Origin of the sequence: Pelistega ratti (assembly GCF_009833965.1) — a bacterium.
Lineage (GTDB): Bacteria > Pseudomonadota > Gammaproteobacteria > Burkholderiales > Burkholderiaceae_B > Taylorella > Taylorella ratti.
This window is the reverse complement of the sequence record NZ_CP047165.1, coordinates 2,089,290-2,104,932: the sequence shown is the minus strand read 5'-3', so window position 1 is coordinate 2,104,932 and position 15,643 is coordinate 2,089,290. Positions and strand designations below refer to the sequence as shown.

Annotated in this window: 13 protein-coding genes; 5 read left to right on the top strand and 8 right to left on the bottom strand. The window is 38.6% G+C overall.

Translation table 11 applies throughout. The features are described 5' to 3' along the window. Positions 1-342 precede the first annotated feature (342 nt). From F9B76_RS09180 to F9B76_RS09160, 5 genes are all read right to left on the bottom strand, one after another. Positions 343-2,181: an ABC transporter ATP-binding protein gene (locus F9B76_RS09180; protein WP_159991837.1), complete on the bottom strand. Its 1,839-nt coding sequence runs from the start codon at positions 2,179-2,181 to the stop codon at positions 343-345. A 179-nt stretch (positions 2,182-2,360) separates the two neighbouring features. Further along, the gene (accD, locus tag F9B76_RS09175; RefSeq protein ID WP_159991836.1) at positions 2,361-3,230 is read right to left on the bottom strand and encodes an acetyl-CoA carboxylase, carboxyltransferase subunit beta; all 870 of its coding nucleotides are present in this window, start codon (positions 3,228-3,230) and stop codon (positions 2,361-2,363) included. A gap of 3 nt (positions 3,231-3,233) precedes the next feature. Beyond that, positions 3,234-4,052: a tryptophan synthase subunit alpha gene (gene trpA / locus F9B76_RS09170; protein ID WP_159992181.1), complete on the bottom strand. Its 819-nt coding sequence runs from the start codon at positions 4,050-4,052 to the stop codon at positions 3,234-3,236. A gap of 15 nt (positions 4,053-4,067) precedes the next feature. Further along, entirely contained in the window at positions 4,068-5,192 is a 1,125-nt protein-coding gene (gene trpB / locus F9B76_RS09165) for a tryptophan synthase subunit beta (protein WP_243140715.1), read from the bottom strand. 162 nt (positions 5,193-5,354) lie between these two features. Continuing rightward, entirely contained in the window at positions 5,355-7,649 is a 2,295-nt protein-coding gene (locus F9B76_RS09160; protein WP_159991834.1) for a RelA/SpoT family protein, read from the bottom strand. 322 nt (positions 7,650-7,971) lie between these two features. Here F9B76_RS09160 and aat point away from each other — a divergent pair, with 322 nt between their 5' ends. Then, complete coding sequence (gene aat, locus F9B76_RS09155) at positions 7,972-8,736, top strand: leucyl/phenylalanyl-tRNA--protein transferase (RefSeq protein WP_159991833.1); 765 nt, start codon at positions 7,972-7,974, stop codon at positions 8,734-8,736. 99 nt (positions 8,737-8,835) lie between these two features. After that, a complete protein-coding gene (locus F9B76_RS09150; RefSeq protein ID WP_159991832.1) occupies positions 8,836-9,879 on the top strand; it encodes a quinone-dependent dihydroorotate dehydrogenase in 1,044 nt (347 codons plus the stop codon). Positions 9,880-10,003: 124 nt separating this feature from the next. Here the strand turns inward: F9B76_RS09150 and F9B76_RS09145 are convergent, their stop codons facing one another. Then, positions 10,004-10,813: a competence/damage-inducible protein A gene (locus tag F9B76_RS09145; RefSeq protein WP_159991831.1), complete on the bottom strand. Its 810-nt coding sequence runs from the start codon at positions 10,811-10,813 to the stop codon at positions 10,004-10,006. Positions 10,814-11,037: 224 nt separating this feature from the next. Here F9B76_RS09145 and F9B76_RS09140 point away from each other — a divergent pair, with 224 nt between their 5' ends. After that, entirely contained in the window at positions 11,038-11,427 is a 390-nt protein-coding gene (locus tag F9B76_RS09140; RefSeq protein ID WP_159991830.1) for a thioredoxin family protein, read from the top strand. Positions 11,428-11,701: 274 nt separating this feature from the next. Here F9B76_RS09140 and F9B76_RS09135 read toward each other — a convergent pair whose 3' ends face one another. Next, the gene (locus tag F9B76_RS09135; protein ID WP_159991829.1) at positions 11,702-13,081 is read right to left on the bottom strand and encodes a DEAD/DEAH box helicase; all 1,380 of its coding nucleotides are present in this window, start codon (positions 13,079-13,081) and stop codon (positions 11,702-11,704) included. 185 nt (positions 13,082-13,266) lie between these two features. On the opposite strand from F9B76_RS09135, the gene F9B76_RS09130 reads away from it, so the two are divergent. Both F9B76_RS09130 and F9B76_RS09125 read left to right on the top strand, forming a co-directional pair. Then, the gene (locus tag F9B76_RS09130) at positions 13,267-13,470 is read left to right on the top strand and encodes a zinc-finger domain-containing protein (protein ID WP_159991828.1); all 204 of its coding nucleotides are present in this window, start codon (positions 13,267-13,269) and stop codon (positions 13,468-13,470) included. Between the two features lie 2 nt (positions 13,471-13,472). Further along, positions 13,473-14,564: a YheT family hydrolase gene (locus F9B76_RS09125; RefSeq protein WP_159991827.1), complete on the top strand. Its 1,092-nt coding sequence runs from the start codon at positions 13,473-13,475 to the stop codon at positions 14,562-14,564. Between the two features lie 202 nt (positions 14,565-14,766). Here the strand turns inward: F9B76_RS09125 and F9B76_RS09120 are convergent, their stop codons facing one another. Beyond that, on the bottom strand, positions 14,767-15,588 hold the full coding sequence (locus tag F9B76_RS09120) for a cytochrome c oxidase assembly protein (protein WP_159991826.1): 822 nt from the start codon (positions 15,586-15,588) through the stop codon (positions 14,767-14,769). Positions 15,589-15,643 lie beyond the last annotated feature (55 nt).

Genomic DNA, 15,643 nt, shown 5'->3' with positions numbered 1-15,643 from the left:
GATAAAAACCACTCATACTATCATGAGTGGTTTTTTATTGTTTTCTGTTTTTATACAATAACCGTATTTCGTATAAATTTAAACTAAATCTCAAGTAATAAATTCGTACTACCTATTAAAAAACGGCTATTCCTTTTAAAAAATATATGATTAAGTAGAATTAATCATCACATCATTATTGCTAAAACCAAATAGAAGTATTATTAACAAAGTGTCGCTATTTTATTTATTCACTCTATAAGTTTCTAATTTTTAAAATTATTTTTATCTGTTTTTATTGAACGAAAAAAAGTAGTGAATAAAAATCCACTACTTTTCTCTCCCACTATCAACACTACACAATTAGTGCATATTTAAGAATCCACCACTCTGGTGAGACCATAATCGAGCATAAACACCATTCATCGCCAGTAACTCTTCATGTGTTCCCTGCTCTACAATACGTCCCTGATCCATCACTATTAATCGATCCATTGCCGCAATGGTTGAAAGCCGGTGAGCAATCGCAATGACTGTCTTATTCTGCATCAATTCACTCAAACTCTCTTGAATAGCAATTTCTACTTCTGAGTCCAACGCACTGGTTGCTTCATCTAAAATCAAGATAGGGGCATCTTTTAGCATCACCCGTGCAATAGCAATCCGCTGACGTTGCCCTCCTGATAGTTTTACCCCTCGTTCTCCAACATAAGCATCATATCCTGTACGACCCTTATTATCTTGTAAAAGTGGAATAAAATCAGCTGCCTGTGCACGTCTTGCCGCTTCATACATTTCTTCATCACTCGCATCAACTCGACCATATTTAATATTATCTCGCACAGAACGATGTAATAAAGAAGTATCTTGTGTCACTAAACCAATCTGACGACGTAAAGACTCTTGCTTCACCGTTTTAATATCTTGACCATCAATACGAATTTGACCTCCATTAATATCATAAAAACGTAGCAATAAATTCATCAGCGTAGATTTACCTGCTCCACTACGTCCGACTAAACCAACTTTTTCTCCCGGTTTAATAACAAGATTAAAGTCATTTAAGAGCGTTTTATTCTCACCATACATAAAATTTACATGGTCAAAAACGATTTCTCCTTGACTGACTTTAAGCGTAGTGGCATCAGGAGCATCTAAAACTTTTTGTGGTTTACTCAAGGTATTCATACCATCTTGAACAGTACCAATATTCTCAAATAAACGAGCAGATTCCCACATCATCCAATGCGATAAAGAATTAACCCGTAGTGCCATCGCTGTCGCCGCAGCAATCCCACCTACACCGACTTGCCCTTGTGTCCAGAGATATAAACCAAGTCCAGCTGTACTTGCTAACAATAGCATATTAATGGTTTGATTCGTTACTTCTAATTGACTGACTAAGCGCATTTGTTTATGAACAGTCCCCATAAATTCTTGCATAGATAATTTAGCATAAGCTGTTTCTCTACCATCATAAGAGAATAGTTTGACAGTTTGAATATTCGCGTATGCATCTGTAATTCGCCCTGTCATCAAACTACGTGCATCTGACTGTAAACGTGCCGACTCTTCTAAGCGAGGGATAAACCAATATAAAGCACAACCAAATAATAATAACCAACCAGCAAAAGGTAAAATAAGCCAACTATCAAATTGCGATAATATAATACCAACACTTAAAAAATAAACCACCACATATACCATCATATCCGCTAAAATCATAACGGTATCGCGTACGGCTAGTGCTGTTTGCATTACTTTAGCAGAAACTCGTCCTGCAAATTCATCTTGGTAAAAAGCAAGGCTTTGTCTCAACATTAAACGGTGATAATTCCAGCGTAATCGCATAGGGAAGACACCTTGCAAACTCTGAAAACGAATATTGCAAGATATGGCTATCCATAAAGGAAACAGCAATAGTAAAACCCCCATTCCAATAATCGTATGAGATTTCTCTTGCCATAATTGACTCACAGGATACTGTTCCATCCAATCCACAAGCGACCCCATAAATTTGAAGAGAACAGCTTCAAAAATACCGACACCCGCCGCAAAAATAACCAGTAATAAAAAATAAATCTTTAATCCCTCTAATCCTGACCAAATAAAAGGAATAAGTCCCTTTTTAGGTGAAATAGGTTTGGTTTCAGGATAAGGATCAATACGATTTTCAAACCATTCAAAAATTGATTTAATCATATACCACACATTCCTAAATGATTAATTGAAAACATACAATGACGAACGGTCACGTCTTAAAAAAACATGACCGTCTCTAAGAATATTGACAGAAAATCCAATAAATTGACTCCTCTCATAAGACATTAAATATCTCTGTGATAAATCATTTATCTTTCAATAAAATAGGTATAACGTTATTAATGAACAACCTCTACTGATTGACGCATTAATAAGGTAATAATACGAGCAATTTCTTCTTTCAAGTTTTTACGGTCAACCACCATATCAACCGCTCCTTTCTCTAAAAGAAACTCTGCTCTTTGGAAACCTTCTGGTAATTGCTCACGCACAGTTTGCTCAATCACACGAGGTCCAGCAAAACCAATTAATGCTTTAGGTTCAGCAATCACAACATCACCCATAAAAGCAAAACTCGCAGAAACACCACCCATAGTAGGATCAGTTAGCACACTAATAAAAGGAAGCCCTTTTTCAGATAGACGAGTAAGCATTGCATTTGTTTTTGCCATCTGCATTAATGAGAATAGACTCTCTTGCATACGCGCACCACCAGAGGCAGCCACACAAATAAAGGGAACACGGTGTTCAATAGCCTCTTGTACGCCTCGTACAAATTTTTCACCAACGACTGAGCCCATAGAGCCACCCATAAAATTGAACTCAAATGCAGCAACAACCGCAGGAACATCAGAAATGGTTCCACGAACCACCACTAAAGCATCTTTTTCATTGGTTGCTTTAGTCGCTTCATTAATACGTTCAGGATATTTACGAGAATCCTTAAATTTTAAAGGATCGGTTGAACGGATATTAGCCGCAATTTCCACTCTATTTTCAGGGTCTAATAAAGTATCAATACGCTCACGCACCCGAATACGCAAATGGTGATTACATTTAGGGCAAACATTAAGATTTTTAGTTAAATCTTCATGATAAAGTGCCGTTTCGCAAGAAGGACATTTTACCCAAACCCCCTCAGGGACACGACGATTACTATTTTCAGATTTTTTAATCTTAGGTGGAAAAACTTTATCTAACCAACTCATTTTCTATTCCTTTTTTAATGCTTGAGCGATAGTGGCAATCCATTCAGTAGCCGCCTGTTCAACAGCAACTGAAACACCCTGTATGACTTGGTCATTACTTGCTTGATGCATTGTATCTACTAATTTACTACCAATGACAACAGCATCTGCAACAGAAGCAATACGTTTAGCACTCTGTGCATCAGAAATACCAAATCCTACGCCAACAGGGATATTAGCATATTGTTTAATTAATTTGACACGTTGTTCAACTTCTTCAATATTCAACTGTGCCGATCCTGTTACCCCTCTGAGTGAAACATAATATAAATAACCACTTGCAATACTCGCTACTTGTTGAATACGTTCAACCGTAGAAGTAGGGGCAAGCAGAAAAATAGGATCAATCTGTTTAGATTTTAGCAAAATACCAAACTCATCATACTCTTCTGGTGGGTAATCTACAATCAATACACCATCAACACCCGCTTTTGTCGCTGCTTCAGCAAATATTGCTCTTCCCATTGCTTCAATCGGATTGGCATAGCCCATCAGTACAACAGGGGTTGATGTATCGGTTTGACGAAACTGGGCAACAATATTCAGAACCTTTTCTAGTGTCATCCCAGCAGCTAAAGCACGTTCACTTGCATGCTGAATCACAGGGCCATCTGCCATAGGGTCAGAGAAAGGAATCCCTAACTCAAGAATATCCGCTCCATGACGGACTAAGGCATGCATAACCGCTAATGTGGTTTCTGCATTAGGATCCCCTGCACAAATATAAGGAATCAGTGCTGCACGGTCTTGTATTCCTGCAAATGTTTTTTCTATTCGAGCCATTGCCATACAACTCCCTTATAAATCCATATGTAAATATTCCGCTACCGTATGCATATCTTTATCACCACGGCCTGAAACATTAACTAATATAATCTTATCCTTTGCTAACGTGGGTGCTAATTTAGCGGCATAAGCCAATGCATGAGAAGACTCTAAGGCAGGAATAATCCCCTCTAATCGGCAACAAGCCTGAAAAGCCTCTAGTGCCTCATCATCTTTAATCACTTCATATGTAGCTCGCCCCGTATCATTTAGCCAAGCATGCTCAGGCCCAACACCAGGATAATCTAGTCCTGCAGAAATAGAGTGTGTTTCTTGTACTTGACCATCTTTATCTTGCATCACATAGGTACGATTACCATGTAAAACACCTACTTTCCCTGCATTAATGGATGCGGCATGTCGCCCTGTTTCAAGACCATCACCCCCTGCTTCAACACCTCGTAGTTGAACATTTTCATAGGGAATATAAGGATAAAAAATACCCATTGCATTAGAGCCACCACCCACACACGCAACAACATAATCAGGTTGGCGACCAGCAAATAATGCCATTTGTTCGATACATTCTTCACCAATTATTTTTTGGAAATCACGCACCATCATAGGATAAGGGTGAGGGCCTGCTACTGTACCAATAATATAAAATGTATCATCAATATGTGCAACCCAGTCTCGCATCGCCTCATTAAGAGCATCTTTAAGTGTTTTAGAGCCTGATGTAACAGGGATAACCTTTGCTCCTAATAACTTCATACGGTGAACATTGGCAGCTTGACGGCGAACATCTTCTGCCCCCATATAGACAACACATTCTAACCCATAACGAGCGGCTACTGTTGCTGTGGCGACACCATGCATACCAGCGCCAGTTTCAGCAATAATGCGCTTTTTACCCATCCGTTTGGCGAGTAACATCTGACCGATACAATTATTGACCTTATGAGCCCCTGTATGATTTAAATCTTCACGTTTAAACCAGATTTGTGCACCACCAAGGGTTTCTGACCATCGTTTCGCATGATAAATAGGGCTGGGACGACCTACAAAATGGGCTAACTCATGGTGAAATTCAGCTAAAAAATCAGGATCATCTTTGTAGCGTTCATAGGCTTCTTTTAGTTCGGAAATCGCATGCATCAAGGTTTCCGCCACAAAAAGCCCGCCATACTGAGCAAAATGTCCTCTTTCATCAGGTAATGGTGTATCCAAGATAACTCCCTGGTCTTCATTTAATAAACTACTATTGTAGCGTAAATTAGTACGCTCTAACATGAGAATACCCCTTAAAAATCAAAGCAACTACACACGGTGAGCACTGATAACCCCAGAAACATCACTAATCGTTTTTAATGCTTTATTTAATTGCGTACCATTAGAGATTTCAACGGTAAAATTCAGGTAAGCATTAGACTCTTTTGTCTGCGTATGCACGCCAATAACATTTAACTTCATCTTAGCAAATACTTCTGAAATATCACGCAGTAAACCATTCCTATCCATAGAAACAACTTTGATATTGACAGGATAGACTGTTTCATTCGTATTTCCCCAATCTACTTCAATAATACGATCAGGGTCTTTTTGTTGCATCACTTTAAAAGACGGGCAATTAATCCGATGAATAGAAACCCCTCTTCCTCTTGTCACAAAACCACCAATCGCATCAGGCGGTGCAGGATGGCAACAACGTGCTAATTGTGTCATTAGAGAATCAACCCCAACCACTAGGACACCACTTTTACCTGTTGTTGTCGCACTGGTTGCCGCACTTTGTCGAGGCGAAAACAAGGTTTTTTCCTCAGTGGTAGAAGGTTCTACCTCTACAAAGGCTTGTGCAATTTGTCGTAAGCTAAATTCATCCTTAGCCACCGCCACATATAAGTCATCAGGGTGAGCAAAACCCAGTTTACTCGCTAAATGTTCAAGATTAACTGAGGTTTTACCAAGACGTTGTAATTCTTTTTCAACTAATTCTTGACCATGATTAATCCGCAACTGTAATTCGATTGCATTAAACCACAATCGCACCTTAGCTTTAGCTCGGGGACTATGTAAATACCCTAATTGGGGATTTAACCAATCGCGAGAGGGGCCTCCCGATTTAGCCGCAATAATCTCTACCGTTTGCCCTGTTTTTAGGGGAGTATTTAATGCCACTAACTGACCATCTACCTTTGCTCCACGACAACGGTGTCCTAAATCCGTATGCAGTAAATACGCAAAATCGACAGGCGTACTACCTGCTGGTAGCTCTAATAATCGAGCTTGTGGGGTCATCACATAAATACGATCAGGTTTATCTTGCGTTGGTTTTGTTTTAATAAGTTGTTCTTTTTCTTTCTCAAGCGCTGTTTTTTTACGCGCAATATCTGCTTGAGAAGCCGTTTGGTTTTTTTCGGCTTGCTCGGTAATACCCACTTCCTTACGCCATGAGAGGAGTTGGCGCATCCAAGAAATCTGGCGATCATATAGACTAGAAGCACTGACTTTACCGCCTTGTTTTCCTGCTTCTTTATAACGCCAATGGGCAGCCATCCCATATTCAGCAAATTGGTGCATTTGATGCGTACGGATTTGCACCTCAAAAATATGGCCTTTATCATCTTTCACAACCGTATGTAATGAACGATAACCATTCGGTTTTGGTCGAGCGATATAATCATCAAACTCTTCCATCACCGGTGTCCAATAAGAATGCACCAATGATAGGGCGGTATAACAATCTCTTTCAGTTTTAACAATAATCCTAATTGCTAATAAATCATATAACTCTTCAAAAGCGAGTGATTTATTACGCATTTTATTATAGATACTATAAATATGCTTTGCCCTACCTGCGACATCTGCTTTAATATGTTGCTCTTCTAGTGATTGGCGTAATTTAGCAATAAAATTATTAACTAAGTCTTCTCTTTCTGTACGTTTTGCTTCTAATTTTTGAGCAATTTCTCGATAAATCTCAGGTTTTAAAAATCGTAGCGATAAATCTTCCATTTCCCACTTAATTTGCCAAATACCAAGACGGTTTGCCAAAGGGGCATAAATATTACTTGTTTGTAAAGCAATTTCTGGAGGACAAGGTAATTTACTTTCAGCATACCAACGTAAAGTCTGCAAACGTGCCGCTAATCGAATTAAAACAATTCGTAAATCCGTTGCCATCGCTAATAGCATTTTACGTAGCATTTCTTGCTGCAGTTTTTCTTGCTCTTCTGTCGCTAATGTGGCTTGTGAGGCAACCGTACCAATACGAATTAAAGCTTGAGCTCCCTCAACCAAATCAAAAATCTCCGTCCCAAACTCATCTAATATTTTGGTGGTAAATTGACTATCTTCCAGTAGATGGCTACCCTCTTGCGTTAAGGTAATCGTTGAGATAAGCGCTGCCGCCATTGTCGCCACATCCATCTCTAATAAAGATAGCACTTTCAGCGTACCTTTAACATGATGGACAGCTAATTCTTGCGTAAATAAAACCTTATCAGCAATATAAGGCTCTACCCAAGCAATAACTTTATCTAAAAATTGCTTATCTGTATCACTAAAATCTTCAAATACTTCGGCACGCCAAGCAGTATCAAAAGCACTTGTCATTAAACTACCCTACGCTTCTTTAGAAAACTCTTCATATTAGGATCTGTAGATATTTTGTTTGGATGATATATAAAAGTGGCTTATTTAGAATAACTAAACCTCACCACTTTTACTAACTAAAAATAAGGTTTCGTAAAAAGTATAACAATAAAGCATCTACAACCCCCCCACTATTATATATGGGATTTTATATCAACTATATCCATAAAAACCCTTTGAAATGTTATTTGAGACATTATTGTCATACCCTTTTTTATTCTCTCTACTATGTCCTAAACATTTGATAAAATTTTAACGATACTTATTTACTTCTTTGCTTACGATGCCAACACAGTTATATCTTCCGCAACTTACCACACTAGCATTCCCACCTGTAGAAAGTGCCTTACAAGAACCTGATGGTTTATTAGCGTGGGGCGGTGATTTATCACCACAACGGCTATTACTCGCTTATCGTTTAGGTATTTTTCCATGGAGTATGCCTGATGAACCCTTATTATGGTGGAATCCTAGCCAACGAATGGTTTTACCTTTTGAGCAACTAAACATCTCACATAGTATGCGCAAATTACTTAAAAAACTCTATCGAAACCCTGATGGGCCTTGGCAAATTAAAATTGATACGGATTTTTCTTCTGTGATTCAACACTGTGCTAGTACAAGAGAATATGCACAAGGAACATGGATTAGTGAAGACTTTATAATAGCTTATACACAACTACATCATGCAGGGATCACCCATAGTATTGAAACATGGTATGAAGATACGCTAGTCGGGGGGTTATACGGAGTCAGCATAGGGAAAATGTTTTTTGGAGAATCTATGTTTTCACACCAAACCGATAGCTCTAAATTAGCCCTTATTTTTTTGATGTACTACTTAGCAAAACAGCAAGTATTTCTCATTGATTGCCAGCAAGAAACAGGGCATCTTACTCGTATGGGAGGGACTTGTATTAGTCGAAGAGATTTTTCGCTCCATCTTGATAAAGTCTGCTCTCAACCACCTATCATATGGGAAAAAGGCATTATTCATCCACAAATATTAGATACTTTATTCTTACCATCAATAAATTTATCATATTAATACGCGTATTTATTCCCTATATTCACCCTTTACGAACCACTAAAGACCTTGATTATTCTACAATAGTTACCATTCATTTATTCTACTCATATAACCCCTATGTTTGACCGTTTAAACCCTTATACCTTAGCACGTTCTGTTTTATTTTCAATGGATGCTGAAAAAGCACACCACTTTACTTTAGAACAACTCAAAAAACATTATCAAAACCCTTTATTAAAGACCTTTACCCAGAATACTATAGCTCCCTTACCTAGTAAAATCATGGGGATTGACATAAAAAACCCTGTCGGATTAGCGGCAGGGCTGGATAAAAACGGGGAATTTATTGATCCCTTATCCAGTTTGGGATTTGGTTTTATAGAGGTAGGAACAGTCACACCTCGCCCACAACCGGGCAATCCTAAACCACGCCTATTCAGAATCCCTGAAAAAGAAAGTCTTATTAACCGCATGGGATTTAATAATGAGGGATTAGAGACCTTTCTGCGTAATGTACAACAAAGTACATTTAGGCAAAAAGGGGGCGTACTAGGGTTAAATTTAGGGAAAAATGCAGATACACCTATCGAGAAAGCAAGTGGTGACTACCTTATTGGATTAGAAGGGGTCTATCCTTTTGCTGACTATATTACGATTAATATTTCCTCCCCCAATACAAAAAATCTACGCTCTCTGCAAGGGGAAGATGAGTTAAGTACTTTACTAAAACAATTACAAGAAAAACGCCTTGCACTCGCTGATTTGCACCAACGCTATGTTCCTATTGCCATTAAAATTGCCCCAGATATGGATAGTGAACAAGTGAATGTAATTGCCCATTTACTCACAACCCATAAAATGGATGGGGTTATTGCGACCAATACAACACTCACTAGAGACTATGTTCAGGGATTTGCCAATGCGACTGAAGCAGGCGGCTTATCAGGACCTGCGGTACATGAACTCTCTTTACGCGTGATTGAAACCTTACGAAAAGCCTTAGGGCAAGAATTTTCAATTATTGGTGTTGGCGGTATTATGTCAGGACAACAAGCCATTGAAAAAGTCAATGCTGGGGCTAATGCTGTACAACTCTATACTGGGTTAATTTATAAAGGGCCTAAACTAGTGCAAGAATGTGTAGAAGCACTAAGAGGGTAATGCTTTAAGTAAGCAATTACAGAAAAGGTATCTCACTACAGGCATAGTAAGATACCTTTTATATTTTTAATAGTATTTAATTTTATATTTAAACTATTATCTGCGTATTTTATAAATATCCTCTTTAATTATCTAGTTTATCCATAAAATGCCCACCCAAACGAAGCACAGCCTCCTTGAGATGATCAAAAGCCTCTTGTAATGCTTGTTGGTCAGCACCCTTAACCCCTAAATCAATATAAGGAGGTTGTCCATTACGCTCTACCGTTGGTAGGCTAAATGTTTTAACCGATGGCCATTTATTTTCAATAAATTCAAGTGTTGCCGTAATACGAGACTCTGGTAAGTTATATACAAATACCGACTGACTTTGCTCTATCTGCGTATTGTGTAAATAGGCATAATGTGTATCTAATACCCACTCTATCATTGACCATGCCATTTCTGGAAAACCCGGTACAAAGGTATGATCTTTAATAAAAAAACCGGGAATTTGATTATAGGCATTTGGAACTATTTCTGCCCCCTGAGGAAATAAACCCATTGCTAAACGGCGTTGATTTTCAGGGGTTCCCATATCTGAACTATAGACACCTTTTTCTGCCATTTTTAACGTTCTTTGTGTAATTAATTCGGCAGCCTCTGGGTGTAACTGTAGCGGTAATTCTAAAGCATGAGCAACCGCATCCCGTGTTTTATCATCAGGAGTAGAACCAATACCACCACTAGAAAACACAATATCACCACTTGCAAAAGAGCGTTGATACTCTTGCACTAACGCATCAAAATCATCAGGAACAAAATGTGCCCATGACAGCTGAAGTCCCCTTTTGCCTAGTAGTTCAATCACCTTGCTAAAATGCGCATCTTGACGGCGACCCGATAAAATCTCATCACCCACTACAATTAAACCAAACTTTCTTTGCTGAGACATTTTTTTACCTACATTTATCTTTATTGCTTCACATCTTCGCTATCCTAAAAAATAGCTCACGACACCAGATTATCCACTGGATTAAATAAGTTACACTACCTTATCAATGCATAGCCATACCTCTTTTTACAGATATAATAACCTCATCAGAAATTTTATATCCAAGCAATTATTTTATAATAGCACAAGCATATCTTTGTGCATGATAAGGATAACCATTTTCTATGTTTATTAATGATATTGTCACTCAAGCAGAAACGCTTAAAACAGCACTTACACACTCAACAGGATTGACGATTGCTTGCTATTGTGCGCAATGGTGCAATACCTGTACCACCTACTTGACTGCTTTTGAACAACTTAGCCAGCAATTTCCACAGCATCTATTTGTTTGGATAGATATAGAAGATTCACCTGAATTATTAGATGATATAGATGTAGAAAACTTTCCTACCATCCTTATTCAACAACAAGATAAAAACTTTTTCTTTGGTACTATGCTACCGCATATCGAACACCTAAAGCGGTTAATCCAAACCACTGAAGAAAATCTCGCGACAACTTACACCATACAGAATGGGCCTGATAATTTAGCCAATCTCTTGGAGGGATAAAAACGTAACAGGCTATTTATTTTATGGTTAAAAGATATTTTAGTATAGCTATTCTCTTTTAGATAGGTTTCTTCTTATACAAAATATTTAATCCTAAAGAATAAACGCTTTTATAGGAATACAACCCCATAAGTACCGATGAAGACCATTTAATATTCTTTTATCCCTTTCAAAATAGTAATACTCTAGCCCACAAAACAATACCCCCAATATAGAAAATCCAATACTGAGGGTATCTATAAATGACGATTTATATAAGCAAAAATCAATTATATTATTTTCTAGGCTTAGGACGACCACCTAATAAAACCGCGAGCGGTGGTGCATTGACCTCTGGGAAATCTCTTTTCTCAATAGTAGAAGACTCTAATAATCCATCATCTTCCTCTGGGTCATACGGAGCATAGAAAAAAGGATCTATAGGTTCTTGCTTACTATATCGATGATAGGTATCTTTCTTCCGACCAGGGTGATAGCGCTCTAAAAAAACATCAGGGATATATAAATCTTCTTTAGGAACAGCGGTTTTCATTAACGCCTCAATATCCCCTAATTGTTTTTCATTGTGATCACCATAAAAAGCAATCGCAATACCTGATGCACCCGCACGACCCGTTCGCCCAATACGATGAACATAATCTTCAGGGTTATAGGGCAAATCCATATTAATCACACAGTCCAGACCTGCTACATCTAAACCACGAGCCGCCACATCTGTTGCCACCAACACTTGCACACGCCCTTCTTTGAAAGCCTCTAAGGCACGTGTTCGTTCCATTTGCGATTTATCACCATGAATCGACTCTGCAGTAATTCCCTCTTGCGTTAAATCACGTGCAATTTGTGCCGTACCTATTTTGGTATTTGAAAAAATAATGACTTGAGACAATTTGCGCGTTTTTAATAAAAAAACCAATGCCGCCTTTTTATGCTCATTCGGTACTTTATAGGCAATCTGTGTAACGGTTGAAGCAGCAGTATTACTCGCTGCCACACTAATTTCAATAGGATTTTTTAAAAAAGTTCGCCCTAATTTACGAATGTCAGGACTAAATGTCGCTGAAAATAATAAACTTTGGCGTTGTACAGGTAGATGGTGTAGGATACGCTCTAAATCAGGCATAAATCCCATATCCAACATTCTATCTGCCTCATCTAATACCAACACATTGACTTGTGCCAATGAAATATTTTTCTGCTCAATATGATCAAGCAATCTTCCGGGAGTAGCAATCAATACCTCACAACCACGGCGCAACTCTTCTTTCTGAGCGTGAATATCTACCCCACCATAAACAACGGCAGATCGTAAGGGTGATGTTTCAGCATAGCGTTTCACATTATCTGCAACTTGATCTGCCAACTCTCTTGTCGGGGTTAAAATCAATGCTCTCACAGGGTGGCGTGCTGGCGATGTACTCGTACTCGCAAAAGGCATCATACGATGTAATAGCGGTAGTGTAAATGCAGCTGTCTTACCTGTACCCGTCTGTGCAGCTCCCATGACATCATATCCATCTATAATAGGACCAATGGCTTGTGCTTGAATAGGTGTAGGGTTGGTATAGCCACTTAATTGAATCGCTTTAAGTAAATCTGGATGCAACCCAAAATCATTAAAAGTTAAATTATTTTTGTGTTCGTTTGCACTCATTATAAGGCTCAGTTTTTATAAGAAGAAAATCTTTGAGAAACAACACTACTTATCCATAAAATATGCGCTTTTAATATAAAAGCCCTGTTAATCAAAGATTCTACACATAAGCTACTATTGTAACCTTTATCAAAAAGATATGCTTGTATATATGGTAAAATAGTTTTCATTTGTGGAGAATTATCATGGCAGATCAAAAAAAACCTGAAGTTATTGAAATAACCGCCCAAGACGTTCCCTTATACTGTCCCCCACCTAACGCCCCTCGTTGGCGCTTACATCCGCGTGTCTTTTTAGATATTGCACATTCACCTGATCACTCTGCAACTTGCCCTTACTGTTCAACCACTTACACACTCAAAGCAGGTGAAAAACTAAAAGGACATTAATAATGGCTGGGCGTATTGATACGAGCGAATTTTATCCACCCTTTTGGTTGCCTGAGGGGCAAAGCCAAACAATTATAGGTAGCAAGTTTGCCCGCTATCCCAAAATTGCATTTGAGCGACAACGTATTACTACGCCAGATCAGGATTTTATTGATTTAGATTGGAATATTCCTCCCTATCCGACTGATACGATAGAGCAATACGCTTTCCACTCCGCCTCAGTTAAGAGCAATACTTTTACCCCCTCTTCTATAGATACTTCTAATAAAAATACCACCCCTATACCAAATTATACAGGCAAGGCATTTGTTCTCTTTCATGGTTTAGAAGGATCTAGTCAAAGCCATTATGCACAATCCCTTTGCCATGATTTAAGATTGGCGGGGTGGGCGGTTGTTGTGGCACATTTTCGAGGCTGTTCAGGTGAACCCAATCGACTTGCTCGTTCCTATTTTTCAGGCGATATTGCCGATGTTGCTACAGTGATGTCCGCTATCAAGGCTCGACTACCTCATGCACAATGGTATGCTGCAGGGGTTTCTATGGGGGGTAATGTCCTCTTAAAATACCTCGGTGAAGCATCACCTCAAACTATATTCTTAAAAGGAGCAGTGGGTATTTCAGCACCTACTGATTTATCTGCCGCCGGTAAGCAGCTAGGGACAGGCTTTTTTGGGAAAGTGGTTTATACCAACTATTTCCTCAGTAGTATGAAACACAAAATACAACAAAAATACCAACAGTTTCCCGATCTTATCCCTATTAAAGAAATCTTAGCGGTTAAAACCCTCAAAGCATTTGATGATATTTATACCGGCCCTATACATGGTTTTAAAGATGCTGAAGATTATTGGAGACGTTGCTCTGCTAAACCCGTATTAAAAAATATTCATACCCCTACACTGATTCTTAACGCTAAAAATGATCCTTTTATTCCTGCAAATAGCCTACCGACAGTAGATGAGGTATCAAGCGAAGTGCTATTACATCAACCCTTACATGGGGGGCATGTTGGTTTTTCTCAAGGAAGATTTCCCTCTCATTTAGGTTGGCTAAGCCAGCGAGTGCTCCGCTTTTTTGAGGATAAGCAATAATAAGGAAGTAACCCGTTTAAGTAAACATACTAAATAGAGGGTAACGTACGATACAAGAAAAGTAGCGCAAAAAAATACCACTGCGATAGGGTATAAATAATTTAGAGGGCATAGAACCTATATACATTGATAATGATTTTCCTACTACATAATGGGTGTAGGGTGTAATGTGTAGGTAAATTTAGCCCCTCTTTTGTAGCATTTATCTTTTTGCTAAACGACCTTTTGCCGCTAATCGCATCCAATTAGACAATGCCACCAAAATACCAAAACTTTCAACAATTGCCGCAGGCACCCACATAATAATTCCACCAAAAGTCTGATCTTTACTCGCAGAAATCGGTAAGGCTCTTCCGCATAAATCAAATAAAGGGTACAAATCATTAGGGGCAAGTGCAATATAAATACCGGCAATAATTTGTGGAATCATCGTAAAGATAGGGGATAAAATTCTTCCTCTTGGCGACATAGCCGCTGGTTTAGAGGGACGTCTATCTAGCACCAAATTCCAATACATAAAACCACTGACCACTACCGACCAATTCATTAAGCGGTAAAGGTAAATATCCAGCATAGAATAAAATTGAACCGTTGGTATCAACCATACCAACACTAAAAAGACAAAAAGGAAAGGAACAAAGTATTTATCCGTACAAATACGCTCTACAATCTGCCCTACTCTACTCGCCAAAAACCGCCGTAACGCCACTCGCCAAGAACGAGGCATCCCTACACGCATCACCTGACCCGGATAGGCTGCCATCACTAATAGAGGTGCTAAATGGTGTAAAAAAACGTGCTGAGCACGATGAACAAAAAATACCCTTTCAGCAAAATAATCAACATGGGTATGTAAAGATAAATAAAGCATCACCCAACCTGACCAGAATAATAACTGACGAGTGAAGCTCACATGCCTAGTCAATGTGCCTTTAATAAATAGATAAGCACTCACTATAAAACAAATCATCAGTGTAGGGGAAAACTCCCAAGGTGTGAGCCACTGTGCGAGCGTTAAATCCATAAAAATCCTTATCTACTCATATTAAAAACAACTGAGTTATTTTTATTCTCTTACT